24 protein-coding genes are annotated in these 23,295 nt (G+C 60.1%); 9 read left to right on the top strand and 15 right to left on the bottom strand.

Annotation, left to right across the window (positions count from 1 at the left end):
* Positions 1-446 precede the first annotated feature (446 nt).
* Genes D8767_RS05740 through D8767_RS05730 form a run of 3 tightly spaced genes read left to right on the top strand, consistent with a single transcriptional unit; the run spans position 447 to position 3,620 of the window.
* Complete coding sequence (locus D8767_RS05740) at positions 447-1,490, top strand: SagB family peptide dehydrogenase (RefSeq protein ID WP_016713594.1); 1,044 nt, start codon at positions 447-449, stop codon at positions 1,488-1,490.
* A 22-nt stretch (positions 1,491-1,512) separates the two neighbouring features.
* Positions 1,513-2,439: a diiron oxygenase gene (locus D8767_RS05735; RefSeq protein ID WP_080578104.1), complete on the top strand. Its 927-nt coding sequence runs from the start codon at positions 1,513-1,515 to the stop codon at positions 2,437-2,439.
* Entirely contained in the window at positions 2,436-3,620 is a 1,185-nt protein-coding gene (locus D8767_RS05730) for a Bcr/CflA family efflux MFS transporter (RefSeq protein ID WP_016713592.1), read from the top strand. The genes D8767_RS05735 and D8767_RS05730 overlap by 4 nt, the downstream gene beginning before the upstream one ends.
* A gap of 80 nt (positions 3,621-3,700) precedes the next feature.
* Here the strand turns inward: D8767_RS05730 and D8767_RS05725 are convergent, their stop codons facing one another.
* The 5 genes from D8767_RS05725 to colR all read right to left on the bottom strand — a co-directional run bounded on the left by D8767_RS05725 (position 3,701) and on the right by colR (position 7,408).
* Complete coding sequence (locus D8767_RS05725; protein WP_016713591.1) at positions 3,701-3,931, bottom strand: hypothetical protein; 231 nt, start codon at positions 3,929-3,931, stop codon at positions 3,701-3,703.
* Positions 3,931-4,629, bottom strand: a complete 699-nt coding sequence (locus D8767_RS05720) for a lipopolysaccharide kinase InaA family protein (RefSeq protein WP_016713590.1) — start codon at positions 4,627-4,629, stop codon at positions 3,931-3,933. The genes D8767_RS05725 and D8767_RS05720 overlap by 1 nt, the downstream gene beginning before the upstream one ends.
* Before the next feature lie 6 nt (positions 4,630-4,635).
* Positions 4,636-5,316 carry a class I SAM-dependent methyltransferase gene (locus D8767_RS05715; protein WP_016713589.1) on the bottom strand — a complete coding sequence of 227 codons (681 nt, stop codon included), beginning with the start codon at positions 5,314-5,316 and terminating at the stop codon, positions 4,636-4,638.
* A gap of 108 nt (positions 5,317-5,424) precedes the next feature.
* Positions 5,425-6,735, bottom strand: coding sequence for a HAMP domain-containing sensor histidine kinase (locus D8767_RS05710; protein ID WP_016713588.1), 1,311 nt, complete (start codon positions 6,733-6,735; stop codon positions 5,425-5,427).
* Positions 6,725-7,408 carry a two-component system response regulator ColR gene (gene colR / locus D8767_RS05705; RefSeq protein WP_003255215.1) on the bottom strand — a complete coding sequence of 228 codons (684 nt, stop codon included), beginning with the start codon at positions 7,406-7,408 and terminating at the stop codon, positions 6,725-6,727. The genes D8767_RS05710 and colR overlap by 11 nt, the downstream gene beginning before the upstream one ends.
* 183 nt (positions 7,409-7,591) lie before the next feature.
* On the opposite strand from colR, the gene D8767_RS05700 reads away from it, so the two are divergent.
* Positions 7,592-8,320: a phosphatase PAP2 family protein gene (locus D8767_RS05700; protein ID WP_016713587.1), complete on the top strand. Its 729-nt coding sequence runs from the start codon at positions 7,592-7,594 to the stop codon at positions 8,318-8,320.
* 101 nt (positions 8,321-8,421) lie between these two features.
* Here D8767_RS05700 and groL read toward each other — a convergent pair whose 3' ends face one another.
* The 5 genes from groL to D8767_RS05675 all read right to left on the bottom strand — a co-directional run bounded on the left by groL (position 8,422) and on the right by D8767_RS05675 (position 13,010).
* A complete protein-coding gene (gene groL / locus D8767_RS05695; protein WP_016713585.1) occupies positions 8,422-10,062 on the bottom strand; it encodes a chaperonin GroEL in 1,641 nt (546 codons plus the stop codon).
* Positions 10,063-10,110: 48 nt separating this feature from the next.
* Positions 10,111-10,404, bottom strand: a complete 294-nt coding sequence (locus tag D8767_RS05690; RefSeq protein ID WP_003260750.1) for a co-chaperone GroES — start codon at positions 10,402-10,404, stop codon at positions 10,111-10,113.
* A 242-nt stretch (positions 10,405-10,646) separates the two neighbouring features.
* Positions 10,647-11,108 (bottom strand): FxsA family protein, encoded by a 462-nt coding sequence (locus D8767_RS05685; protein ID WP_016713584.1) that lies wholly within the window; start codon positions 11,106-11,108, stop codon positions 10,647-10,649.
* Between the two features lie 67 nt (positions 11,109-11,175).
* A complete protein-coding gene (locus D8767_RS05680) occupies positions 11,176-11,907 on the bottom strand; it encodes a HugZ family protein (RefSeq protein WP_016713583.1) in 732 nt (243 codons plus the stop codon).
* Between the two features lie 92 nt (positions 11,908-11,999).
* Entirely contained in the window at positions 12,000-13,010 is a 1,011-nt protein-coding gene (locus tag D8767_RS05675; protein ID WP_016713582.1) for a DUF481 domain-containing protein, read from the bottom strand.
* A gap of 152 nt (positions 13,011-13,162) precedes the next feature.
* Here D8767_RS05675 and D8767_RS05670 point away from each other — a divergent pair, with 152 nt between their 5' ends.
* Together D8767_RS05670 and D8767_RS05665 are read left to right on the top strand one after the other, a co-directional pair.
* Positions 13,163-13,516: an MGMT family protein gene (locus tag D8767_RS05670; RefSeq protein WP_016713581.1), complete on the top strand. Its 354-nt coding sequence runs from the start codon at positions 13,163-13,165 to the stop codon at positions 13,514-13,516.
* Positions 13,517-13,559: 43 nt separating this feature from the next.
* A complete protein-coding gene (locus D8767_RS05665; RefSeq protein ID WP_016713580.1) occupies positions 13,560-15,107 on the top strand; it encodes an AmpG family muropeptide MFS transporter in 1,548 nt (515 codons plus the stop codon).
* Between the two features lie 114 nt (positions 15,108-15,221).
* Here D8767_RS05665 and D8767_RS05660 read toward each other — a convergent pair whose 3' ends face one another.
* The 3 genes from D8767_RS05660 to D8767_RS05650 form a co-directional block, all read right to left on the bottom strand.
* The gene (locus tag D8767_RS05660) at positions 15,222-16,466 is read right to left on the bottom strand and encodes an MFS transporter (RefSeq protein WP_016713579.1); all 1,245 of its coding nucleotides are present in this window, start codon (positions 16,464-16,466) and stop codon (positions 15,222-15,224) included.
* 111 nt (positions 16,467-16,577) lie between these two features.
* Entirely contained in the window at positions 16,578-17,417 is an 840-nt protein-coding gene (locus D8767_RS05655) for a mechanosensitive ion channel family protein (RefSeq protein WP_016713578.1), read from the bottom strand.
* Positions 17,418-17,529: 112 nt separating this feature from the next.
* Positions 17,530-18,015: a YajQ family cyclic di-GMP-binding protein gene (locus tag D8767_RS05650; RefSeq protein ID WP_016713577.1), complete on the bottom strand. Its 486-nt coding sequence runs from the start codon at positions 18,013-18,015 to the stop codon at positions 17,530-17,532.
* Between the two features lie 100 nt (positions 18,016-18,115).
* On the opposite strand from D8767_RS05650, the gene D8767_RS05645 reads away from it, so the two are divergent.
* Genes D8767_RS05645 through D8767_RS05635 form a run of 3 tightly spaced genes read left to right on the top strand, consistent with a single transcriptional unit; the run spans position 18,116 to position 21,663 of the window.
* The gene (locus tag D8767_RS05645; RefSeq protein WP_016713576.1) at positions 18,116-19,033 is read left to right on the top strand and encodes a putative 2-dehydropantoate 2-reductase; all 918 of its coding nucleotides are present in this window, start codon (positions 18,116-18,118) and stop codon (positions 19,031-19,033) included.
* Positions 19,034-19,070: 37 nt separating this feature from the next.
* Positions 19,071-21,095, top strand: coding sequence for an ATP-binding protein (locus tag D8767_RS05640; protein ID WP_016713575.1), 2,025 nt, complete (start codon positions 19,071-19,073; stop codon positions 21,093-21,095).
* Position 21,096: 1 nt separating this feature from the next.
* A complete protein-coding gene (locus tag D8767_RS05635; protein ID WP_028698607.1) occupies positions 21,097-21,663 on the top strand; it encodes a cob(I)yrinic acid a,c-diamide adenosyltransferase in 567 nt (188 codons plus the stop codon).
* A gap of 39 nt (positions 21,664-21,702) precedes the next feature.
* Here D8767_RS05635 and D8767_RS05630 read toward each other — a convergent pair whose 3' ends face one another.
* A complete protein-coding gene (locus D8767_RS05630; RefSeq protein WP_016713572.1) occupies positions 21,703-22,647 on the bottom strand; it encodes a Nudix family hydrolase in 945 nt (314 codons plus the stop codon).
* On the bottom strand, positions 22,644-23,276 hold the full coding sequence (locus D8767_RS05625; protein WP_016713571.1) for a glutathione S-transferase family protein: 633 nt from the start codon (positions 23,274-23,276) through the stop codon (positions 22,644-22,646). Before D8767_RS05625 ends, D8767_RS05630 begins: the two co-directional genes overlap by 4 nt.
* Positions 23,277-23,295: the final 19 nt, after the last annotated feature.

Below are 23,295 nucleotides of genomic sequence, written 5' to 3'. Positions count from 1 at the left end.
TCCGCAACACAATCTAAAAATTACCGCTCCCAGGCTCTCACATCATCCATTCACGCCTGATCTTGCTGGTTATCAGTGATAAGACAGAGCAATTCCTGCATCTAATTCGCATGATAACAGCCAGCATGGAGATGCTAGAGCACCCGCATTCTAGACGCCTTACAGAGAAACAAATCCGCGCCTTAAAGTGGTCATGGTAAAAACTCCTACAACTCCATCAGAATTTTCGCCACCCTCTTCGACTTGTACATCTTGGACTTACCGCTATTATCAAAAACGTCGCAATGACGCGACACCAAAATGGAGAGAACAATATGAAAACAATTAAGATGGAATGCACCAAATTGGCGAACATGGCGCACTTGGTCAAAAAAACCAAATAAGCCTTAACCCATGAATACTGAAGAGCAGTGCCGGCCTGCCCTTCAGTTGTTAAAGGAGGGAGCATGATAAGTAAAAATTGCTTCTTTATCGCCATGAATAACTCCCTGATTTGCTGGGATTTCAAAAACCACAAGCAGTACGAGTTATCCAGAGACCACGCAGACCGGTTAATCCATCTCATTTACGAGAAAGATCACAAAGAGTTAAATGACGACCTAACCGCCGACCTGAAACGCTGCAAAGTTTTCATGGACGATGCTGACGACAATTCTGACTGGGGCTGGGATGTACTCTCAAGAATATTCCATTACGGAACTAAAGACATCCCTATAGAAAATCACCCTTCAAGCGAGGAGGAGTGGGCACTGCAGTACCTTGAACACTGCAACTCCGTACTAAACAAGAATATACAGCCTGACAATACCCGCACCAGCGAAAGCGGCATTTCACTGCCTATACCAAGAAGTACATTTGCAGTTGACGAGGCATTCAAAAACCGAGCAACCGTTAGAGACTTCCAGCGAATACCGATTTCCTTAGCTGATCTTGCCGAAATTCTACACCATACCTTAGGCTTTATTGGAAGCAGAACCATTAATTACGTCAAAGAGGAAGAAAATGAATACTCAAGACGCCGCGCCACCCCCTCAGTAGGCGGGCTGAACGCTACTGAAGGCTATGTATATGTAAACAACGTAGACAGCCTGGAAGCCGGAATTTATTACTACGACCCACGGCGACATGAGCTTCATTGGCGAAGCCCACTGCCTTGTGCCCTGGGTGATTTATTATCGGGCCAGCACTTCGCCAATGGCATACCCGCTGGATTGTTCTTGAGCTCCAGATTCGACAAATTGTGGTGGAAATACGAGCATTCGCGCGCCTATCGAATGGCACTAATTGAAGTTGGTCATGCCGCACAGACCTTCCAACTCGCCGCAACCGACAGGGGCATGAATACTTGGCTCACCGGTGCATTAAACGAAACGAGCATCGAGCCTCTACTCATGTTCGACAACCCAAGTGAACACGTCCTTTTTTTCGTCGCATGTGGCTATAGCAACGGAAATGCGACACCTCGTTCCTTAAGGGCTCTGATATCGTAAAGTACTGGCGCGAGACACACGCATGGAAAAAATTACAACCCGTAGCAGTACTGTATTTAAAAGCTGGCACATCACGAGTGCTGTACGCTCGCGCCCTTATGCCTACCATTTTTCCGTAGAAGATTTTACACAGTCCGAACCCGACCTGTGGTTTCCTAGGGCGTTAAGTCCAGCGTTGGCCCATGAATCAGCCAAACAGCTTTCAAAAAAAGATTTGCTAGTACTGCACGCCTACCACCTCATCCACTTCATGGACTACACGACACGACTTGAAATGGGTCACATCAATGAAACCGTGCAATGCATCATTACTGGCGACTTAAAACATTTCTTTGATAAAGACGTGCAACTTAATGCTTTAAAACTTTATGCTGACGAGGCGTATCACGCGCTTTTTTCTAGAGAAATTGCGGACCAAGTAGCGAACCACTTTTGCCTTGAGCGAATAAATTCTGCGCGCATTAATAGCCTTGATCAATTATTACAAAATAGCCCCCAAGCGCTCAACGGGATTACCCGCTTTTGCATCGCCTTTGTTTCTGAAACAATAATAACCAACGAACTGTACAATTTAACTCGCGATTCACTTGTCACGCCTGTAGCAAACATGCTGATTGATCACCTTCATGATGAAGGGCGCCATGCCATTTTTTTCTCAGACTGTTTCGCACAACTCTGGCATCAGCTATCAATCTCTCAGAAGGATTATCTAGTTCCTACTTTACTGAAAGCGCTCCTCGCTTTTTGCCAACCCGACGAGCCATTCTTACAGTCAATTTTCAAAAAGCACCCATCCATTGCGAAAGTCATTATCAACGACATAACATCCAACTGGAAGCTTCGAATACCCGCAATTTCCAAAATAACGCTTCAGGCAATTAAACGCACCAAGCTACTTAAAGATGAGCGCTATGCGATTCAATTCAGGGCAGCAGGACTGCCAGCATGAACCAGGCCAAAACCTTAAAAAGCACCATTCTTCGCCCATTGCTACTGATTCTTTTATGCCTGCTAGGCGTTTTCCCTCTGGACGTCATTCTCCCTTCATTCCCAGCGCTTGCAGAAGCCTTTCAAGTACAACCAAAGCAAATAGCTTACTCCGTAAGTTTCTTCGCCTTTGGCGTAGCGGTGGCGCAGTTGGTGATTGGCCCCCTGTCAGATCGAATTGGTCGTAATCGGTTGCTACTCGGTGGATTGGCTGTATCCATTGCCGGGGCTACCGGCTGCCTACTTTCATCTGACTATGAGACCTTTATGGCATTCCGGTTGCTACAGGCCGCCGGTTGTGGAAGTCTGGTTCTGGGCCAGGCGCTGATACAGGACCTCTATAGCGGCAAGCAGCGCAACACCATGCGCATCGTAATAACAAGTGCAAGTGGTTTATTCATATCAATTTCACCCATCGCGGGCGCTGCGCTCCAACAATTATTCGGCTGGGAAGGCAGCTTTACGGCTTTTATTTTAATCGCTACTTTTGTCATATTTCTTACCTGGGCACTATTGCATGAAACGCCTGCGTTATACAGCAGTAATGCGGGCATTCGAAGCTATCTTCCCATGCTGCGTGACACGCTCTATATAGCCTATTCCCTGCAGGCCACTTTCGCGTTCGCCTGCCATTTTGCCTTCATCGTCATTGCACCATTGGTACTGATGGATCAACTTGGCCTCACGCCGTATCAGTTTTCCGTTGTATTCATCGCCTATGGGCTGGCGTATGTCGTCGGTGGTGCAACCGCGACCTTCTTGAACAATCGCGTCAGTGTGCAGGGTCAAATCTGCACGGGATTCCTGCTTATAGGTACCGCAGGGGTCACTTTATTGATTTGGCAGTGGGCAGCAGGGCTATCGGTAGCAGGCCTCATGATACCGATGATTTTATGCACGGCAGGAACAACGATGGTACGACCCGCCTCGACTTCGCAGGCGTTGGCCCGTTATCCGCAGCAGGCAGGGGCAGCAGCGTCCTTCAGTACTACATTGCTATTTGCCGGCGGTGGACTTGCAGGCACTTTGGTCGCGTCAGCCGAACACCTGCTTCCAATGAGCTTAGGAATTCTCTTCTTGAGCAGCGCGCTTAGCGGTTACCTGCTGCTTATGCTCAAGGCCAATAGCATGCAGCATTGCTGACTTCTGCCGGAAAGGCAGACACAAAAAAGCCGGAGGCCCCGCAATCGCGAGGCCTCTGGCTTTTCTAGCTAACGCAGGGTTCAACCAAATGGCCGCAACCCTTGACGCAGGCCGAACAGGATCAGCAACAGGTCCTGATCCGGCGCGACCTGTGCCTGCTGCGGTTTCGCTTCCCGCGGCAGTGCACACTGGTCGGCCATCTCAGCCTTGCTGAACACAGTAGGCCTCGGCTCTTCCCAGGCAGCCACCGCCACGGTGGTCACCGCCAGGCCAGCTACCAGGAACAAAGCTCGAGCTATTTCTAGTTTCATTACTCTAACCCTTTGACAGCGCTGCCAAACGCCATCTTGTAAAAGTAGAGCAGCGTTTGCCATTCGGCGTCATTGATCGACGAATGGCGGCGCAGCTGGCGCAGGTCGTTACCTGCCGCACGCTGGCAGCTGATGCGCCGCCGGCACTTTTCCAGGTCCAGCAGTGCGACTTCGACCCGCGCTTGCTCGCCTTCGCCGATCACCTTGATGAATACGTGCTTGCCATATAGGCAGCCGTGCTGCCAGTGCCCCAGGTGCATGCGCGCCAGGTTGTCCGCCAGGTCCTTGAGCATGCGCTCATGCACCACCTGCGGGTAACGCTCGCGGGCACCTTCGGCATGCCAGGTGTCGAGTTCGACAAATCCGTCCAGCGCTTCGCTCACCAGCAGCGCACGCCATTGGTGGTCGGCATCGCGTTCGGCGCCGCAAAAGACGATGCGCGGGACGCGAACGCCCAGTTGCTCGAAGCTGTTCAGTGCATCGAGCTCACGCAATACGGTTGGTCGCCCAAAAGGGTGCATCAGGCTGCGGTAGATATGCCCGACCTGGCGCTTGGCATACAGCAGCTTGCCATTGGCATCGTTGAGGCGTTGCACGCCACTCTCGCCGCCGCGGCGCTGGTTAGGCTCCTCGACCCACTCGCCCTGCTGGCGCCAGTAAAAATCGAACCGCGACTCCCCTTTCTGGGCTACAGCCATCAAACACTACCCCTTACGCAATACGTAGACCCGCCACATGGCATAGAACGGCAGGAAGTCGAGGCGTTCCTGGATTCTGAAGCCGGCGGCCCTGAATTCTTCTTCGACCGTTTCGGCTGGTAACACGAAACGGTTCTGGTAATTGTCCTGCTCGGCCTTGGCACTACGGCGTTGCTCCAGTTTTTTCCGGCGCCAGGCCTTGAAGTTGCCATCGACCCACAACGACAGAATCACACTATCACGGCTAACCCTTTGAAATTCCGAAAGTATGGTCTTTCTGTGCGCCGATTCGCCAATGTGGTGGAACAGGCGCATGCAGAAGATGCTGTCCACCGAATTATCCGGCAGGTCAATGGCGAACGCTGAAGTTTGCAAGGGGCGTACCCGCGCTACCACGTCTGGCGGTTGCGCGGCACAGGCTGTCTCGATCATCGCTTCGGAGTTGTCGGCACCGATGATCACCCGGTTGGGCTTTTCTGCCAGCAGTGGCCAGAAACGGCCGGCACCGCACGGCAGGTCCAGTACCAGGCCGGGCTCGCCGGCCAATGCCAGGGCGCGACGCGCCAGCTGCTCATCTCGCTTGTGGGAGAGGCGACGCGCCAGGCCATCCTGGTGCTTGAGAAAGTACTCACGGGCGTGGTCTTTGTCGTACTTCTCGGAAAATTCAAGCTTGATGGGGCTACGCATTGGGCATCTCCTGACTCCAGTGCCACTCACCTTAGGTAAGCAAGCGTTGGAATCAGGTCATGCCAATGTGAAAAAAATGTTGCGCGCCCTTTAACCTGTTACAACAGATTACTCGGCCATGGCGTCCGGGCCGCCTTGGGCCTTGGTGTTGCTCAGGTCCACATGGAAGCGGCAACCATGCGGCAGGGTCGATGTGAGGGTGACATGCCAGCCTTGGTCGTCGCAAATTCGTTGCACCAGCGATAGACCCAGGCCCAAGCCTTCGCCACGCCGCTCGTCACCACGAACGAACGGCTTGAACATCGCCTCACGCTGCTCTTCGGGGATGCCCACGCCACTGTCCTCCACACTGAAACCGTTGGCCTCCAGGCTCAGCCGGATGTAGCCGCTGTCGGTGTAGTGGGCAGCATTGCGCAACAGGTTACCCATCACCGACTGCAGGAAGGTAGCGTTGTACAGCACCGGGCTGGCGCTGACGCGGCCATCGAAATACAGGGTCAGGCCCTTCTGCTCGATGGTATCGCGCCACACACCGATAAGTTCGTCGGCCACTTCGCGCAAGGTCGCCCGCGACGCCACCGCGCCTTCGTCTCGTTGGGCCCGGGCCAGCATGAGGAAGGTCTTGACCAGTTCGCGCATCTCTTCCGTGGCACGCGCCACGCGCTCTACCTGGCTACGCGCGCGGGCGTCGAGGTTGGGGTTCTCCATCAGCAGCTCGCAGGAGGTGGCCAGCACCATCAACGGTGTGCGCAACTCATGGCTGACGTCACTGGTGAACAGCCGTTCACGGGTCAGCGCATCGCGTAAACGGCCCAGGGTATCGTCGAAGGCCACTGCCAGCTGGCCGACCTCGTCCGCCGCGTAGTCCGGTGCCAGTGGCGGGGCCAGGCCCAGCAGTTGATCGCGATGACGCACCTGGCGCGCCAGGCGGATCACCGGTGCCATTACCCGGCGCGCCACCAGCCAGCCGAGGATCACCGCCAGTACCAGGCTGAGTACAAAGCCCACCACCACCACCGCGAACAGCACGCGCTCGCGTTCTTCGAAGTCGCTCTGGTCCTGCAACAGCACGTAACGGCGGCCATCGACGATCTCGACCATGGCGTGGTATGACAGCTGGTCGCGGAATACTTCGTGGAAACCACGGTCAAGGTGGCGCAAGTCCTTGGGCAGTTCGAAGTCGTCACGCCCGCCACTGAAGTAGAACAGCTGGTCGGGGCGCGGCCGGTGGCTCCAGTCGCTGACGCTGTCCATGCGCAGCAGGCGCTGCAGGTCGCCACCCAGCACAGAGGAAATCAGCCGTTCTTCAACCAGGTGCACGGTGGCGACGATACCGAAGGCGAAAGCCCCGGCCACCAGCGCGCTCATCAGGGCAAAGGCGATGATGATGCGCTGGGCAAGGCTTTGCTTAAACTCCATCGCGGCCCTCGGCGAGGCGATAGCCGACGCCATGGACGGTATGCAGCAAGGGTTTTTCGAACGGCTTGTCGATCACCTGGCGCAGCTGGTGTACATGGCTGCGCAGGCTGTCGCTGTCGGGGCAATCGTCGCCCCACAGGGCTTCTTCCAGTACTTCGCGGCGCAATACGTGCGGGCTTTTCTGCATCAGCACGGCCAACAGCTTGAGGCCCACCGGGTTGAGCTTGAGCAGGCGGCCCTGGCGGGTAACTTCCAGGGTGTCGAGGTCGTAACTGAGGTCGGCCACCTGCAAGGTGCGGCGTCCTCCGCCCTGGGCACGGCGCAGCACTGCTTCGATGCGCGCCGCCAGCTCAGACAGGGCGAACGGTTTGAGCAGGTAGTCGTCGGCCCCGGAGCGGAAGCCTTGCAAGCGGTCATCCAGCTGGTCGCGGGCGGTGAGCATGATCACCGGTGTATCGCGGCGGGCGTCTTCGCGCAGGCGCTTGCACAGGGTGTAGCCATCGATGCCGGGCAGCATGATGTCGAGCACGATCAGGTCGTAGTGTTCGGTGGCGGCCAGGTGCAGGCCGGACAGGCCATCCTGGGCGCAGTCGACGGTGTAGCCCTTCATGCCCAGGTAGTCGGCCAGATTGGCCAGAATATCGCGGTTGTCTTCAACCAAAAGAATGCGCATCGGTTTCTCCTGTGCGGCGCTTCTCGCAGTGGTGCGCGGCAGGCGCAGCTTAAGGCCTATGCTTGCACGGTGCCAGCCCCGAGGAAAATTCACCCCACTTGACGGTTTTTTCACTGATCCTTCACGGACACAGGATAGCGGGCAGCCGACAATGCCCGATCTTTTTCGTGCCCTGGAGCCACCATGCAGCAACGAACCCGCCCTCGCCCGATCAATTTCTGGCTGTATCTGGGCATCCCCCTGGCGACCGCGCTGGCCTTGATTCTGCTGGAGCTGACGTCAGTCGACATGGACGTGGCCAACCTGTTTTTCGACCCCGCTGCCGGGCAGTTCATCGGCCGCCACAGCTATTGGCTGGAAAACATCCTGCACGACCGGGTCAAGCAGGTGGTGATCTTGCTGGGGGTGATCTCGCTGCTCACCTTTGCTGCCAGTTTCTTCTGGAAGCGCCTGTTCGGCTGGCGCCGCGAGCTGGGCTGCCTGGTGCTGGCACTGGGCCTGTCCACGGCGTTTGTCACGCCGTTGAAGAAGGTGACCCAGGTACAGTGCCCGTGGAGCCTGACCCAGTTTGGCGGCACGGAAACCTACAGCAAGTTGCTGGAACCGCGGCCTGCTACCGACAAGCCTGGCCTGTGCTGGCCCGGTGGGCATGCGGCGACCGGGTTCTGCCTGTTCGGCCTGTTCTTCATGCTGCGTGATCGCAAACCACGGCTGGCGCGGGCGGCATTTGTGGTGGCTTTACTGGCTGGTTCGGTACTCGGCGTAGGGAGGATGATGCAGGGGGCGCACTTTCTGTCGCATAACGTGTGGACGGCGGTGTTTTGCTGGTTGATCGGGTTGGGATCGTATTACCTGGTTCTGTATCGGCGTGGGGCGGTGGAAGCGCCAGCTGTCGAACGTAGCGTCGCCTGACATTGGGGCCGCTTTGCGGCCCCAATGGGCCCAACAGGAAAAAGAAAAGCCCCGGTTCTCGCGAACCGGGGCTTTTTCATGGTGCAGGGGGTAAGGCTGGCTTACATCATGCCGCCCATGCCACCCATGCCGCCCATGTCAGGCATGCCAGCAGCTGGCTTGTCTTCTGGCAGGTCGGCAACCATGGCTTCGGTGGTGATCATCAGACCGCCGATCGAAGCAGCAGCTTGCAGGGCCGAACGGGTGACCTTGGCTGGGTCCAGGATACCCATCTCGATCATGTCGCCGTATTCGCCGGTAGCAGCGTTGTAGCCGAAGTTGCCCGAACCTTGCTTGACCTTGTCGGCCACAACGCTTGGCTCGTCGCCGGCGTTGGCAGTGATCTGGCGCAGCGGGGATTCAACAGCACGACGCAGCAGGGCGATACCGACGTTCTGGTCTTCGTTGTCGCCTTTCAGGTCGGCAATGGCCGCCAGGGCGCGAACCAGGGCAACACCACCGCCAGGCACCACGCCTTCTTCAACGGCTGCACGGGTAGCGTGCAGGGCGTCTTCAACGCGGGCTTTCTTCTCTTTCATTTCAACTTCGGTGCCAGCACCGACCTTGATCACGGCAACACCGCCAGCCAGCTTGGCCAGACGCTCTTGCAGCTTCTCACGGTCGTAGTCCGACGAGGTTTCTTCGATCTGGGCACGGATCTGCTTGACGCGTGCTTCGATCTCGGTGTCGGCGCCAGCGCCGTCGATGATGGTGGTGTTTTCCTTGGACAGGATCACGCGCTTGGCGTTACCCAGGTGCTCCAGGGTAGCGGTTTCCAGGGACAGGCCGATTTCTTCGGAGATGACCTGGCCGCCAGTCAGGACAGCGATGTCCTGCAGCATGGCCTTGCGACGGTCGCCAAAGCCTGGGGCCTTGACCGCAGCAACCTTGACGATGCCGCGCATGTTGTTGACTACCAGGGTAGCCAGCGCTTCGCCTTCAACGTCTTCGGCAACGATCAGCAGTGGGCGGCCGGCCTTGGCAACGGCTTCCAGAACTGGCAGCAGCTCACGGATGTTGGAGATCTTCTTGTCGACCAGCAGCAGCAGCGGGCCTTCCAGCTCGGCAACCATGGTGTCCGGCTTGTTGACGAAGTATGGCGACAGGTAGCCACGGTCGAACTGCATGCCTTCTACGACGGACAGTTCGTTTTCCAGGCCCGAGCCTTCTTCAACGGTGATCACGCCTTCTTTACCGACTTTTTCCATGGCTTCGGCGATGATTTCACCGATGGAGTTGTCGGAGTTGGCGGAGATGGTACCCACCTGGGCGATGGCCTTGGAGTCGGCGCATGGCTTGGACAGGTTCTTCAGCTCGGCAACGACGGCAGCAGTGGCCTTGTCGATACCGCGCTTCAGGTCCATCGGGTTCATGCCGGCAGCGACGGCTTTCAGGCCTTCGTTGACGATGGCCTGAGCCAGAACGGTAGCGGTGGTGGTGCCGTCACCGGCAGCATCGTTGGCCTTGGAAGCAACTTCCTTGACCAGCTGGGCGCCCATGTTTTCGAAGGCGTCTTTCAGCTCGATTTCTTTGGCGACGGAAACGCCGTCCTTGGTGATGGTTGGCGCGCCGAAGCTCTTGGCCAATACCACGTTACGGCCTTTCGGGCCCAGGGTCGCTTTTACCGCGTCAGCCAGAACGTTGACACCAACCAGCATTTTCTTACGAGCGGAATCGCCGAATTTTACGTCTTTAGCAGCCATGATCGTTTAATCCTTGGAATTCTTTGGAGTAACGGGAAGTCGGGGAAATCAGCCTTCGATAACGGCGAGGATTTCGTTCTCGGCCATGACCAGCAGGTCTTCGCCATCGACTTTCACGGTGTTGCTGCCCGAGTAAGGGCCGAAAACTACTTTGTCACCCACTTTCACGGCCAGCGCGCGAACTTCGCCGTTGTCCAGGATGCGACCGGTGCCGACGGCAACGACTTCGCCGCGGTTTGGTTTTTCAGCGGCCGAACCCGGCAGGACGATACCGCCAGCGGTTTTCGATTCTTCTTCGCTGCGACGGATAACGACGCGGTCATGCAGAGGACGAAGCTTCATTGTCGATCTCTCCCAATTTGTGGTTTTCATCGGCCGGTGTCGACACCGGCGGGTTGATGCTGTCCGGCGTTGCCGGGAGGTGGCCCGCATTGGGCGAACCACCTGAGTCATGTCTGGCGTTGCCACCAGAAACCTTGCGGTGACCACATACATGAGGCCGCCATAATCAATTACAAGGCTTGATAAACAAAAAATTTCTTGAGGCTGAAAAACACCGGGGCCGCGTGTGCGGCCCCGGGGGTTTACTTGTCTCGGCGCTCGTACTCGCCTTCAATCACGTTCGGGCGGTGCCCCCCCTCACGCGGCTGCGTCTGGAACGGGTCGTCCTGAAACGCACGCTGGCGCATCGCCTGGGCTTCGGCACGCTCGCGCATCTTGCGCGCGGCCAAATGGCGGGTGAACGGCAACAGGCACAGCAGGCCCAGCACGTCGCTGATGAAGCCTGGCAACAGCAGCAGGCCGCCACCGACGGCCAGCATCAGGCCCTGGAACATGTCCTCGGCGGGCAGCTCGCCACGCTGCAGGCTTTCACGGGCACGCAGTGCGGTGGCCAGGCCGGCCACGCGCATTACCAGCACACCCAGGGCGGAGCCGGCGATGATCAGCAGCAGCGCCGGGAAGAACCCGATGGCCGCGCTGACCTTCACGAAGATGAACAGCTCCAGCACGGGAAACAGCAGAAGCAACAGTAGAAAAGCACGCATCAAAGCAATCCTCGTTGGAAGACAACCTTCCTGTAAGACCTACAAATGGATGCGTGTGCTCGGTTTTTCAACCCTCAACCTCTGTCGCAACCGGCCAGTGGTCGGCGCGCGCCAGCAAAACAAGGGCCTCGCGGACTTGTGTCGGCGTGTTGCAAATACTGGGGAAAGGCAACCAGTGCACCGCCTGGCCAATGCGCAGGTGCATGCCTTCGCTGTCTACCCCCACCATTTGCGCCGGTGTATGACGCGGCAAGTCGGTCAGCTCCACGTAGTGGGCGATGGCATTGGCGTGATCGCTGTTCATGTGCTCGACCATGCTCGCCTCGGCCTTGCCGGCGAACGGGTTGGCCAAGGTTACCTGGTCGAGCCAGTGGATCGCGCCAAAACCGCCAATGTAGCGATGGCGCACTGGCTGCAAGACCCAGAAGTCGAAATCGTGAGCCTTGTGATAGTTGGCAGCGTCCGGGAAATAGCGGTAGTAGCGTTCGGCAGCCGCCTCGACAGCCGCTGCGTCGACCAGCTTGTGCGCCTCGGCCATCACGGTCAGGCGCCCCACGGCCTGCACATCTTCGGCCTCGCGCTCCCCCACCAGTAGCGAGCACTTGGGATCTTTCTGCAGGTTGTGGGTGTGTTGGGCGATGCGGCTGATGAGGATCAATGGATGGCCGTGGGCGTCCAGGCAGTACGGCACGACCGAGCCGAAAGGGAAACCGGGCATCGACTTGGAATGGGTCGAGAGCACGCCGCGGTATTCCTTGAGCAGCAGTTCCCGGGCGGGGCGGAGGGCGTTGGTACTCACTTGGGGATGGCTCCTGGCAGCGGACTGGATAGGGACAAGATAAGCATTATCAGTTCCAGTGCCAATGGGGCCGCTTTGCGGCCCCCAAAAACCTACCAGGTCACGCCGAAGCCCGCGGTATAGCGGGTCTTGTCCAGGTCACTGTCGCGCGTGCCGGTGATGATGTCCTTCTCCGCCTTGAGGTTGAGCGAGGCCCACTCGGTAACTTTGTAGCGCAAGCCAACCTCGGCATCCAGCGAGTAATCGGCCACGCCCCCCAGCGGCTTGGCAAACTCGCCGTTGGTGAACAGTTGCACGTTCTTGCCGATCAGGTAGCGGGTGTAGTCCCACTTCACCGCCGCTGAGTAGAAGTTGTCCTTGGCGCCGTCCTGGTATTCGAAGTCGGTGCGGTTGATCAACGAACCCAGCGAGAATGCGCCCAGCTCGTCGTCCCAGAACTGGTAACCCGGGCCGGTACCGACCGTGCGCTGGCGAGCCAGGTCTTCGATACGGTCTCGCTTGTATTCCGCTCGGCCCTGCCAGAACCACTTCTCGGTCATGAAGCGGTCCAGCGCGTACTCGGCGCTCCAGTTGTCGGTGGTGGTGACATCGTCCTTGGTTTCGCGGTTGTACTCACCTTCGGCGTTGTGCCGCCAGCGGCCATGGCGGGCGGTAGTCTTGAAGCCGACATCGTAATCGTCGGTGTCGTTCTCGGCGCGCTTGTAGTCCAGGGCCACGTCCACGTTGCCTTTCCACACGAAGTCTTCGACCAGCGGCCTGGGCTTCATGATCTGCTCGATGCTGGCCAGCTCCACGGTCTTGGGCGCTTCGCCATTGGCCAAAGTGACTTTGCCAGGCTCGGCCGCTTTCAGCGACTTGGCCTTTTCCCCCGTGTAGGCGTCCTGCTTGACCAGCATCTCCTGGTCACTCTCCAGGGTCTGGACCTCTTTCCAGTCCAGCGCGATGGACCCGCCATAGGGGGTTTCCAGCAGCAGCTTGCCGCCGTCGAACACTTTGATCTTGCCGCTGAGCCGGTCACCGTTCTTCATCCACACGGTGTCGGCGAACACCGGGGCGGCGCACAAGGAAGCAGCTAGCAAGCACAACAGGGATCTAGAATACATAAGCGGACTACGGGTTCGATTTGACGAAAAAAGCCGGGCATTATCCAGATACCGACAACCAGAGCAAGGACAGACCGAGCGTATGCCGTTGAGTTCAACTCTCATTTGCCGGACCACCTGTCCGGTTTCATCTACAGCCCAAGGGGGGCGTGATGTCTGATGGATATGAGGCTGCGCTCGAATCCGCCGAGGGCCGACGAACGGCGCTATATTCAGTACTGGGCCAGGTGCCTTCCGGCAAGGTGGTGAGCTATGGCCAACTGGCCGAGCTGGCGGGCCTTGGCCGTGCCGCGCGTTGGGTCGGGCGCACCCTCGGGCAGCTGCCTGCGGACACCCGCCTGCCCTGGCACCGGGTGCTCGGCGCAGGTGGCAGGCTGAGCCTGGCATTGGGTACCCCGTCGGGTGATGAACAGCGGGCGCGTTTACGCGCGGAAGGTGTGAATGTAACCAACAATCGGGTGGATATGACGCGCCATGGCTGGCGCCCAATGGAGCACAGCGGTTAGAGTGCGCGCTTTGTTTTCGCAAACTTGAGGCAGATGTTGGCCCATGCCCCGTAAAACCTGGCGCGCTGCGCTTGCTGCCTATGCCAGCCCGTCAACCTTGGTACTTTTGCTGCTCGGCTTTGCCGCCGGTCTGCCCTACATGCTGGTGTTCTCCACCCTGTCCGTGTGGTTGCGTGAAGCCGGTGTTGCCCGCGAGACCATCGGCTACGCCAGCCTGATCGGCCTGGCCTACGCCTTCAAGTGGGTGTGGTCGCCGCTGCTCGACCAATGGCGCCTGCCCCTGTTGGGTGGCCTGGGTCGGCGTCGTTCGTGGCTGCTGTTGTCGCAAGCGCTCGTGGTCATCGGCCTGGTCGGCATGAGCCTGTGCGACCCGCAACAGCACCTGTCGTGGCTGATCGCCATGGCCGTGCTGGTGGCCTTCGCATCGGCGACCCAGGACATTGCTGTCGACGCCTACCGCCTGGAAATCGCTGACGATCAACGCCAGGCCGCGCTGGCTGCCAGTTACATGGCTGGCTACCGGGTGGCCGCCCTGCTCGCCACGGCCGGCGCCCTGTTCTTTGCCGAGTGGTTCGGCTCCACCGGTTTCAGCTACCTGCACAAGGCCTGGGCCGGCACCTATGTGATGTTCGGGGTCATGATGCTGCCCGCCCTGTTCACGACCCTGGTGATGCGCGAACCGCCGGTGCCCTTGCGCACCCAGCTGTCGGCAGCGCGCTACGGCTTGGTGCACCAGATGGCCTCGGTGTTCGTGCTGATCATCCTGCTGGTGTCGGTACCGGCCAGCTTCACCCAGATGTTCAATACCGGCTGGTCCAGCGTCATTTCCGGTGATGCCACACCGCTTGACCTGCTGCTGGAAGACCGCGCGTTCCTGCGCCTGATCCTCTACGTACTGCTGACCTGGGCGTGCTTGTCGAGCCTTGGCCGTCGCGGCCTGGCCCCGGTGCTGACGCCAGTCAACGACTTCATCACACGCTACCGCTGGCAGGCGCTGCTGCTGCTCGGCCTGATCGCCACCTATCGCATGTCGGACACGGTCATGGGTGTGATGGCCAACGTGTTCTACATCGACATGGGCTTCACCAAGGACCAGATCGCCAGCGTCAGCAAGATCTTCGGCCTGATCATGACCTTGGTCGGCGCCGGGGTTGGCGGGCTGCTGATCGTGCGCTTTGGCATCATGCCGATCCTGTTCATCGGCGGCGTAGCTTCGGCCGGCACCAACATCCTGTTCCTGATGCTGGCCGACATGGGCCCGAACCTGGAAATGCTGGTGGTGACCATCTCGCTGGACAACTTCAGCTCCGGCATGGCCACTTCGGCCTTCGTTGCCTACCTGTCGAGCCTGACCAACCTGAAGTTCTCAGCGACCCAGTACGCGCTGCTTAGCTCGATCATGCTGTTGTTGCCAAGGTTGATCGGCGGGTATTCAGGGGTGATGGTGGAGAAGTTCGGCTACCACGACTTCTTCCTGATTACCGCTTTGCTGGGTGTGCCTACGCTGATCCTGATTGCCCTGCAGTGGCGGCAGGAGGCTGGACGGGGAACGCCGGTGGCAGAGGAAGGATCAGCGGCCGAGCGGCCCTGAGAGACTGCTACAACCTGTACTGGCCTCATCGCGAGCAAGCTCGCTCCTACAAGGCCTATGGTGATCCTGTAGGAGCGAGCTTGCTCGCGAAAAGGCCAGACCAGGCACTATGGATTACTGAGCCACAGCCCCTTCCCCAGGCCGCCCGCCTACGACAAACCAAAGCGGCCACAGCGCCAGTGCCCCCGCCACACCCGCCGCCAAGGCAAAGTGCAACAAGCTGGCTCCGGCGCCAATCATCGCCAGCACTGCCCCGCCCAAGCCCAGCAAGGCAATGGTGATCATCCCCAGCATGGCCGACACCAGGCCCTTGCTCTGTTCGCTGGAGAACAGCGTCATGCGGTACAGCACTGCGTTGGCTACACCCAACCCAAGTGCGTACAGCGACATGCCCGCCACCACGCTGGTCACGCTCGGCCAGTACCAGGTCGCCAGCACCATCAGGCTCAGGCCGGCCAGGTAGGGCCACAGTGCACCACGCACCAGGGCCGGCAGCGGGTAGCGGTCAGCGATGCGGTTGATGATCAGGTTGCCCAGGATCAGCCCGCCAAATACCGGCAGCTGCCACAAGGCGTATTCCATTGTGCTCAGCCCCTCATCGTGAATCAGCAGCACCGGCGACAGGCCGATCCAGCCGATCAGTGGCAAACCAACCAGGCCCAGGGCAGCGCTGCCGGCAACGAAGCGGCGATTGCTCAGTAACTGGCCGTAGCCTGCCAGCAGTGGCAACAGATGAATTGGTGTAAACGCCAGGCGTGAACCATCACGGCGCTCCACGCCCAGCGTTTCCGGCATCAACCGGTACAACAGCACCCAAGCCAGCACCGCGCCGATGGCAAAGGCCACGAACAGCCAGCGCCAATCCAGCCACTGCAGCAGCAAGGTGCCCACCAGCGGCCCGAGCAACGGCGACAGCAAGGCGATGTTGGCCAGCAGGGCCATCATGCGCACCGCATCAGCTTCGCTGAACGCTTCATTCAAGGCCGGGTAGCTGACCGTGACCACGAAGCCCAGGCCAATGCCCTGCAACAGGCGCAGCAGGTTGAACAGGCCAATGTCGTGGACCCAGAACGTGGCCAGGCAGGCCAGGCCGAAGAACGCGCAGCCAGCCAGCAACAGCGGGCGCCGGCCATAACGGTCGGCCAGCGGGCCGATCAGCCATTGCAGCACCACGCCCCCCAGCAGGTACAGGTTAAGGGCATGGGGGATGTATTCGGGGCTGGCGTTCAGGTCGCCCACCACCACCGGCATGGCCGGCATGACCGCGTCGCTGGCCAGGTAGGTCAGCAGCTCGAACAGGGCAAGGGTGAGGCCGAACAACAAGGCGCGCAGGGGGGTGATGTAAAGCAGTGGTTTCATGATGGCGTATCGGGTGTGGCAGGAGGGGTCAGGCTATATGCCAGAAATGGCGGGATATTGCTGTGAACAAGTGTAAAAACCGGGGCCTTGCGCCCCGGTTTCAATGCGGTGTTACTGCGTTGCAGTCTCCTGCACCACGCGAATCACCCGCTGCGGGAACGGAATATCGATCCCTTCAGCCTTCAACCGGTCACGCGCATGCTCGTTGAGCATGAACATCACATCCCAGTAATCGGCGGTCTTGACCCACAGGCGCAACGACACGGTGATCGAGCTGTCGCCCAGGGTGGAAATCACCGCCTGCGGTGCCGGGTCGGACAACACGCGGGGGTCCTGCGCCAGCTCCAGCAACACGTTGCGGGCCTTTTGCAGGTCGGCCTCGTAGTCCACGCCCACATCGAACACCACCTTGCGCGTCGGCTGGCGGTTGGTGTTGGTGATGATGCCGTTGGACAGGCTGCCGTTGGGCATGATCACTGTCTTGTTGTCACCGGTGCGCAGCACGGTGTGGAAGATCTGGATGCTGTCGACCGTACCGGCCACACCCTGCGCCTCGATCCAGTCACCGATGCGGAACGGGCGGAACATCAGGATCAACACCCCACCCGCGAAGTTTGCCAGGCTACCCTGCAGTGCCAGGCCGATCGCCAGGCCTGCGGCACCGATAGCCGCGACGAACGAGGTGGTCTCGATGCCGATCATCGACGCCACGCTGACGAACAGCAGCACCTTCAGCACAATGTTCGACAAAGTGCTGATAAACCCTTGCAGGGCCGCATCGGCGCGCAACCCGGCCAGCTTGCCCAGACGCGTGCTGACCCGGTTGATCAGCCACCAGCCAATGGCCAGTGTCAGCAGCGCCAACAGCAGGCGGCTGCCGTATTGCATGATCAACGGGATCCACGTCTGGGACTGGCGGACGAGCTGATCGACTTCAGCGTTCAAATCCATATTCATCTCCTGATGCCTGAAGGCATGTACACGGTAAAACCGGCCGAAACCGCAACACGGCCATGGAACCGATGGACATCATTTGGCCATCGGGGTTCCGGGCATTACCTGCTCAGTCGCGGAAGTTGTTGAACTGCAGCGGCATGTCGAATTCCTTGGTGCGCAGCAGGGCGATGGCTTCCTGCAGGTCATCACGCTTCTTGCCGGTCACGCGCACTTGCTCGCCCTGGATGGCGGCCTGCACTTTCAGCTTGCCATCCTTGATGGTGGCGACGATCTTCTTGGCCAGGTCCTTGTCGATGCCTTCGCGGAACTTGGCTTCCTGCTTCTTTTCCTTGCCGGAGGCGTACGGGTCTTTGGTTTCCAGGCATTTCACGTCGATCTTGCGCTTGACCAGTGCCAGGCGCAGGATTTCCAGCATGGCTTCGAGCTGGAACTCTTCTTCGGCGGTGAGCATCACGGTCTGCTCTTTGTCCTTGAACTCGAAGGTGCCCTTGCCCTTGAGGTCGTAGCGGCGATCCAGGTCCTTGATGGCGTTGTCGACCGCGTTCTGCACTTCGTGCTTGTCCAGTTCCGATACCACGTCGAACGAAGGCATGGTTGTTCTCCCAAAATAAAAGCGCGCTCAGGCTGACGATGGAGCGCGCTGGGTTTGACGGTTAAAATGCGGGCTCATTATAACGGGTTGCGAAACGCATATGAGCAGCACCTGGCATATTCTCGGCGCCGGCAGCCTAGGCAGCCTGTGGGCCTGCCGCCTGGCGCGCGCAGGCAAGGCTGTGCGCCTGATCCTGCGGGACGGTCAACGGCTGCAGGCCTACCAGCAAGCCGGCGGCCTGACCTTGGTCGAACAGGACCAGCCCCACCACTACGCCATTCCTGCCGAAACCGCGCAGGCGCAAGGCCCCATCCACCGCCTGCTGGTGGCTTGCAAGGCCTACGATGCCGCCCCGGCCATTGCCGGTGTGGCACACCGGCTGGCCGAGGGTGCCGAAGTGGTGTTGCTGCAGAACGGCCTGGGCAGCCAGGACGACGTGACCGACCTGGTGCCCCATGCACGCAGCATCTTCGCGTCCAGTACCGAAGGGGCGTTCCGCGAAGGCGACTGGCAGGTACGCTTTGCCGGCCACGGTTTCAACTGGCTGGGTGACCCGCGCAACCCGACCATCCCCGCCTGGTTCGATGACCTGCATGACGCAGGCATCCCCGCTGAATGGACCGTGGACATCCTCACCCGTCTGTGGCGCAAACTGGCGCTCAACTGCGCCATCAACCCGCTGACCGTGCTATACGACTGCCAGAACGGTGGGCTGCTGGGGCACCTGGGCGAAGTTGACGCGTTGTGTACCGAACTGGCCGAATTGCTGCGCCGCTGCGGCCAACCGCAAGCAGCAGTCGAGCTGGATGAAGAAGTGCAACGGGTGATCCTCGCCACCGCAGCCAACTACTCTTCCATGTACCAGGACGTACGCGCTGGCCGACGCACCGAGGTACATTACCTGCTCGGCCATGCCTGCCGCGCAGCCGGGCGCCATGGCCTGCAATTGCCGCAGCTTGAACACTTGCGGCAGCGCCTGGTCGATAACTTGCGCACACGTGGCTTGCCCTGCGACTGATGCGGCCCTTCAACCGGATACGGACATTGCCTAGCCCATGACCTTGCGCCAACGCCTGGAAAACCTCCCGGTCGGGCAGAAGCTGCTGGCGGCCCTGCTGGTATTGCTGGTGACCATCCTGCTGGTGGCCAACCTCACCTTCATCAGTGCCGCCTACTGGATCACCCAGGAGAGCATGGCCCCGCAGGCGCTGCAGACTATCGGGCGGCTGGTGGCCAACCCGCAGCTTGCCGCCCGCGCGGGTGACAGCGCAGAAACCGCCAACGCCCTGCTCAAGGAGCTGGACAGCTACACGCCATTGCGTGCGGCCGCCGTCTACGGTGGCGATGGCCGCATGCTGGCGCAATTGCAGCATGGCGATCCGCTAACCCTGCCCAAGCGCTTTCGCAACATCGACGGCTGGCGCCTGATGGAGTTTCGCAGCACCCAGCTGATCCGCATCCCGCGCGACGCCAACCCGCCGGCGCACCTGCTGCTGGTGGCCAGCAGCGAGCTGCCCACCGCCTTCTACACCGGCACCCTCAGCGCCAGCCTGGGCATTCTGGTGTTCAGTATCCTGCTGTGGATCGTCATCGCCCGGCAGATAAAACGCCTGATCACCCAGCCGATCAACCAGCTTGAAGAGCTCAGCCGCCAGGTCACCCGCGAAGAAAGCTACGCCCTGCGCGCCCGGCGCGGCAACGACGATGAAATCGGCAGCCTGGCTGATGCCTTCAACACCATGCTGTCACGCATCGAAGCCCGCGAGCAGCAGCTCAAGCGCGCCCGCGACGAGTTCCAGGATGCCTATGACCAGGCCCAGGGCCTGGCCGAGGAAACCCGCCACACCAACCGCAAGCTGGAGCTGGAAGTACAGGTACGCAGCAAGATCGAGAAAAAGCTCACGGGTTTCCAGAACTACCTCAACAGCATCATCGACTCGATGCCCTCGGCGCTGATCGCCCTTGACGAACAGCTTTACGTGACCCAGTGGAACCACGAAGCCACGGTACTCTCCGGCACACCACTGGACGAAGCGCTGAACCAACCGGTATTCATCGCTTTCGAGCCGCTCAAGCCATTCCTTCCGCAACTGAAGGAAACGGTCGAGAAGCACCGGGTGGCAAAGATCGAGCGGGTCACCTGGCCCAAGGGCGACGACCTTCGCCACTACGCCCTGACCTTCTACCCGCTGACCGGCGGCGGCGGGCGCGGCGTGGTGATCCGCATCGACGACATCACCCAGCGGCTGTCGCTGGAGGAGATGATGGTGCAGTCGGAGAAAATGCTTTCAGTCGGTGGCCTGGCTGCCGGCATGGCCCACGAAATCAACAACCCACTGGGTGCCATCCTGCACAACGTGCAGAACATCCGCCGGCGCCTTTCACCAGAGCTGCCGCGCAACCAGGAACAGGCCGAAGAGCTGGGTATCGACCTGTCAACGGTCAACCGTTACCTGGCCAGCCGCGAAGTGCCGCAATTGCTGGACGGTATTCAGCAGGCCGGCGCGCGGGCTGCCAAGATCGTCACGCACATGCTCAGTTTCAGCCGCCGCAGCAACCGCCAGCTGGTGCCGTGCGAGCTGCCGGCCCTGATCGACCAGGCGGTGGAAATTGCCAGCAACGACTTCGACCTCACCATCGGTTTCGACTTCAAGGGCCAAGCCATCGTGCGCCAGTTCGACCCCACACTGGGCCCGGTGCCCTGCACGGCCAACGAACTGGAGCAGGTACTGCTCAACCTGCTGAAAAACGCAGCCCAGGCCATCCACCTGCGCCCTCAGCCGAGTGAACCCGGGCGTATAACCCTGCGCACGCGGCTGAACCCACCCTGGGCGGAAATTCAAGTCGAGGACAACGGCGTCGGTATGCCCGAAGCAGTGCGCAAGCGCACCTTCGAGCCGTTTTTCACCACCAAGGAAATTGGCCAGGGCACCGGGTTGGGCCTGTCGGTCTCGTACTTCATCATCACCAATAACCACAAGGGGCAGATGGAAGTGCAGTCCACGCCCGGCCAGGGCACCTGCTTTACCCTGCGCCTGCCCCTCGGCCAGCCGGCGGCGCCGGCCAATACGGAGAAGTGACATGGGCTACCGCCTGTCGAAGATCTACACCCGCACCGGCGACAAGGGCGAAACCGGCCTGGGCGACGGTCGCCGGGTACCCAAGGACCACCCGCGGATCGAGGCGATTGGCGAGGTGGACAGCCTGAACAGCCAGTTGGGCGTGCTACTGGCGGGGTTGGCCGAGCAAGGGCTGGATGAGGTGAGCACCGTGCTCGCGCCGTGTCAGCACCGCTTGTTCGACCTTGGGGGGGAGCTGGCAATGCCGAGTTACCAGGCGCTGAACCTGGCGGAGGTTGAGCGGCTGGAGGCGGCTATCGATGTGTGGAATGAAGAGCTGGGGCCGTTGAAGAACTTCATACTGCCCAGTGGTTCGGCGCTGGTGGCACAGGCGCATGTGTGCCGCTGTTTGGCGCGTAGCGCTGAACGGCGCTGTCAGCAGTTGAATGCAGTTGAGCCGTTGGAGGGGGTTGGGCTGGCGTATATCAACCGGCTTTCGGATCTGCTGTTTGTGGCGGCGCGGATCATTGGCCGGCGGCAGGGCATTGCAGAGGTGCTGTGGCAGCCTGCTGATAAGCCTCAAGGCTGATATTGCCGGGGCTGCTTTGCAGCCCCTCTCAAAGGCGACTCAGATTTCAGGCCAGAACGCTCGGATGCCGGCCACACCTTGTGCCCCGACATCCCAGGCCTGCTCGCGCTCACCCGGCCCTACCCCACCCAGCAGGTAGACCGGCTTGTTGAACCCGGCAATCAACCGCTGCGCATCATCCCACCCCAGCGGTACCGCCTCAGGGTGAGTCTGGGTCGCCTGCACCGGAGACAAGGTGACAAAGTCCACGCCCATCTGCTCCGCCAGCGCCAGTTCCTCAGCGCTGTGGCACGACGCTGCCAGCCAACGCTCCTTGGGGAACGGCCGGCCCTTGGCCGCGTACTTGCGCAACTGCGCCGCCGTCAGGTGCCAACCCGCCGAGGGGAAGTCACCCAGCCACTCCAGCGGCCCCTTGAGCATCAGCTGTGCCTTGCCCGCACACAGCCCGACCGCATCCACCGCCACATCGCGGTATTTGGGGTCGTACATGTCCGGGGCACGCAGCTGGATCAGCCGAATACCACTGGCCACCGCCTTCTGGATGCCCTTGAGCATCTGCGGCACTTCCAGGCCATCCGGGGTAATCAGGTATTGGTCCGGCAGGCGCGCAGCGGCAACGATCGGCTTGTTGGCCTCCGGGAATTCGTACTGCGGCAAGTCGCGCGGGGCCACCCATTCCAACGGCTGCCCCTCGGCGCCATGGGGTTCGCCGGTGAACGCGTCGACCTCGCGCACGTCCAGCAGCACCTGTTTGTCCGGGTAATCATGGCTGACCTTGATCAGCGCACGCGAACGGGTGACCTCGATGCCCAGTTCCTCGCGCAGCTCACGGGCCAGCGCCACTTCCACGCTTTCGCCCGCTTCTACCTTGCCACCGGGAAACTCCCACAGGCCGCCCTGGTGCTGGGTATCCGCCCGGCGTGCGATCAGAATACGGCCGTCATCGCCACGAATGACAGCAGCTACTACATGAATCCGTTTCACCCTTCACGCTCCGCCAGGCCAGCCTGCTGCCAAGCCTTGAAGGCTGGCCACTGATAAATGGTCTCGATGTAGGCGGCCGCCTCTGCTGGCACTGCCACGCGGTAGGTGCGCAGACGCACGGCCACCGGGGCGAAGAAGGCATCGGCCAGGCTCGGCTTGCCGAACAGGAACGGGCCGTTGTCCTTGGCCACCACGCGGCATTCGGACCACAGCGCGACGATACGGTCGATGTCGACTTGCACGTCCAGTGGCACTTCGTCCAAGGCACTGTCACACGACAAGTCGAACGGCATGGCGCCGCGCAGGGCAAAGAAGCCGCTGTGCATCTGCGCGCAGGCAGAACGGGCCTGGGCACGGGCAGCGACATCGGCAGGCCAAAGCTGCGCGTCAGGGTGCTGTTCGTTGAGGTATTCGCCAATCGCCAGGGAGTCGGCGATCACACCGTGCTCGGTCTTGAGCAGCGGTACCTTGCCAGTGGCGGAGAATGCGAGGATGCGCTGACGGGTGTCAGGCTGGTTGAGTTTGATCAGGGTTTCTTCGTAGGGCACGCCAGCCAACTCGAGGGCCAGGGCGCCACGCAGCGACCAGGAGGAATACAGCTTGTCGCCGATGATCAGGTGATAGCTCATGGTTCGGCTCCATTGTTAT

The sequence above is a fragment of the Pseudomonas sp. LTGT-11-2Z genome (assembly GCF_003691445.1).
Lineage (GTDB): Bacteria > Pseudomonadota > Gammaproteobacteria > Pseudomonadales > Pseudomonadaceae > Aquipseudomonas > Aquipseudomonas monteilii.
The sequence above is the reverse complement of the archived record's forward strand: the minus strand, read 5'-3'. Positions and strand labels throughout refer to the sequence as shown.

What these genes read in the sequence shown, in the direction of transcription:
- D8767_RS05740 (WP_016713594.1), top strand. Translation starts at nt 447, where the DNA reads ATGATAAGTAAAAATTGCTTCTTTATCGCCATGAATAACTCCCTGATT.
- D8767_RS05735 (WP_080578104.1), top strand. Translation starts at nt 1,513, where the DNA reads ATGGAAAAAATTACAACCCGTAGCAGTACTGTATTTAAAAGCTGGCAC.
- D8767_RS05730 (WP_016713592.1), top strand. Translation starts at nt 2,436, where the DNA reads ATGAACCAGGCCAAAACCTTAAAAAGCACCATTCTTCGCCCATTGCTA.
- D8767_RS05725 (WP_016713591.1), bottom strand. Translation starts at nt 3,931, where the DNA reads ATGAAACTAGAAATAGCTCGAGCTTTGTTCCTGGTAGCTGGCCTGGCG.
- D8767_RS05720 (WP_016713590.1), bottom strand. Translation starts at nt 4,629, where the DNA reads ATGGCTGTAGCCCAGAAAGGGGAGTCGCGGTTCGATTTTTACTGGCGC.
- D8767_RS05715 (WP_016713589.1), bottom strand. Translation starts at nt 5,316, where the DNA reads ATGCGTAGCCCCATCAAGCTTGAATTTTCCGAGAAGTACGACAAAGAC.
- D8767_RS05710 (WP_016713588.1), bottom strand. Translation starts at nt 6,735, where the DNA reads ATGGAGTTTAAGCAAAGCCTTGCCCAGCGCATCATCATCGCCTTTGCC.
- colR (WP_003255215.1), bottom strand. Translation starts at nt 7,408, where the DNA reads ATGCGCATTCTTTTGGTTGAAGACAACCGCGATATTCTGGCCAATCTG.
- D8767_RS05700 (WP_016713587.1), top strand. Translation starts at nt 7,592, where the DNA reads ATGCAGCAACGAACCCGCCCTCGCCCGATCAATTTCTGGCTGTATCTG.
- groL (WP_016713585.1), bottom strand. Translation starts at nt 10,062, where the DNA reads ATGGCTGCTAAAGACGTAAAATTCGGCGATTCCGCTCGTAAGAAAATG.
- D8767_RS05690 (WP_003260750.1), bottom strand. Translation starts at nt 10,404, where the DNA reads ATGAAGCTTCGTCCTCTGCATGACCGCGTCGTTATCCGTCGCAGCGAA.
- D8767_RS05685 (WP_016713584.1), bottom strand. Translation starts at nt 11,108, where the DNA reads ATGCGTGCTTTTCTACTGTTGCTTCTGCTGTTTCCCGTGCTGGAGCTG.
- D8767_RS05675 (WP_016713582.1), bottom strand. Translation starts at nt 13,010, where the DNA reads ATGTATTCTAGATCCCTGTTGTGCTTGCTAGCTGCTTCCTTGTGCGCC.
- D8767_RS05670 (WP_016713581.1), top strand. Translation starts at nt 13,163, where the DNA reads ATGTCTGATGGATATGAGGCTGCGCTCGAATCCGCCGAGGGCCGACGA.
- D8767_RS05665 (WP_016713580.1), top strand. Translation starts at nt 13,560, where the DNA reads ATGCCCCGTAAAACCTGGCGCGCTGCGCTTGCTGCCTATGCCAGCCCG.
- D8767_RS05660 (WP_016713579.1), bottom strand. Translation starts at nt 16,466, where the DNA reads ATGAAACCACTGCTTTACATCACCCCCCTGCGCGCCTTGTTGTTCGGC.
- D8767_RS05655 (WP_016713578.1), bottom strand. Translation starts at nt 17,417, where the DNA reads ATGGATTTGAACGCTGAAGTCGATCAGCTCGTCCGCCAGTCCCAGACG.
- D8767_RS05650 (WP_016713577.1), bottom strand. Translation starts at nt 18,015, where the DNA reads ATGCCTTCGTTCGACGTGGTATCGGAACTGGACAAGCACGAAGTGCAG.
- D8767_RS05645 (WP_016713576.1), top strand. Translation starts at nt 18,116, where the DNA reads ATGAGCAGCACCTGGCATATTCTCGGCGCCGGCAGCCTAGGCAGCCTG.
- D8767_RS05640 (WP_016713575.1), top strand. Translation starts at nt 19,071, where the DNA reads ATGACCTTGCGCCAACGCCTGGAAAACCTCCCGGTCGGGCAGAAGCTG.
- D8767_RS05635 (WP_028698607.1), top strand. Translation starts at nt 21,097, where the DNA reads ATGGGCTACCGCCTGTCGAAGATCTACACCCGCACCGGCGACAAGGGC.
- D8767_RS05625 (WP_016713571.1), bottom strand. Translation starts at nt 23,276, where the DNA reads ATGAGCTATCACCTGATCATCGGCGACAAGCTGTATTCCTCCTGGTCG.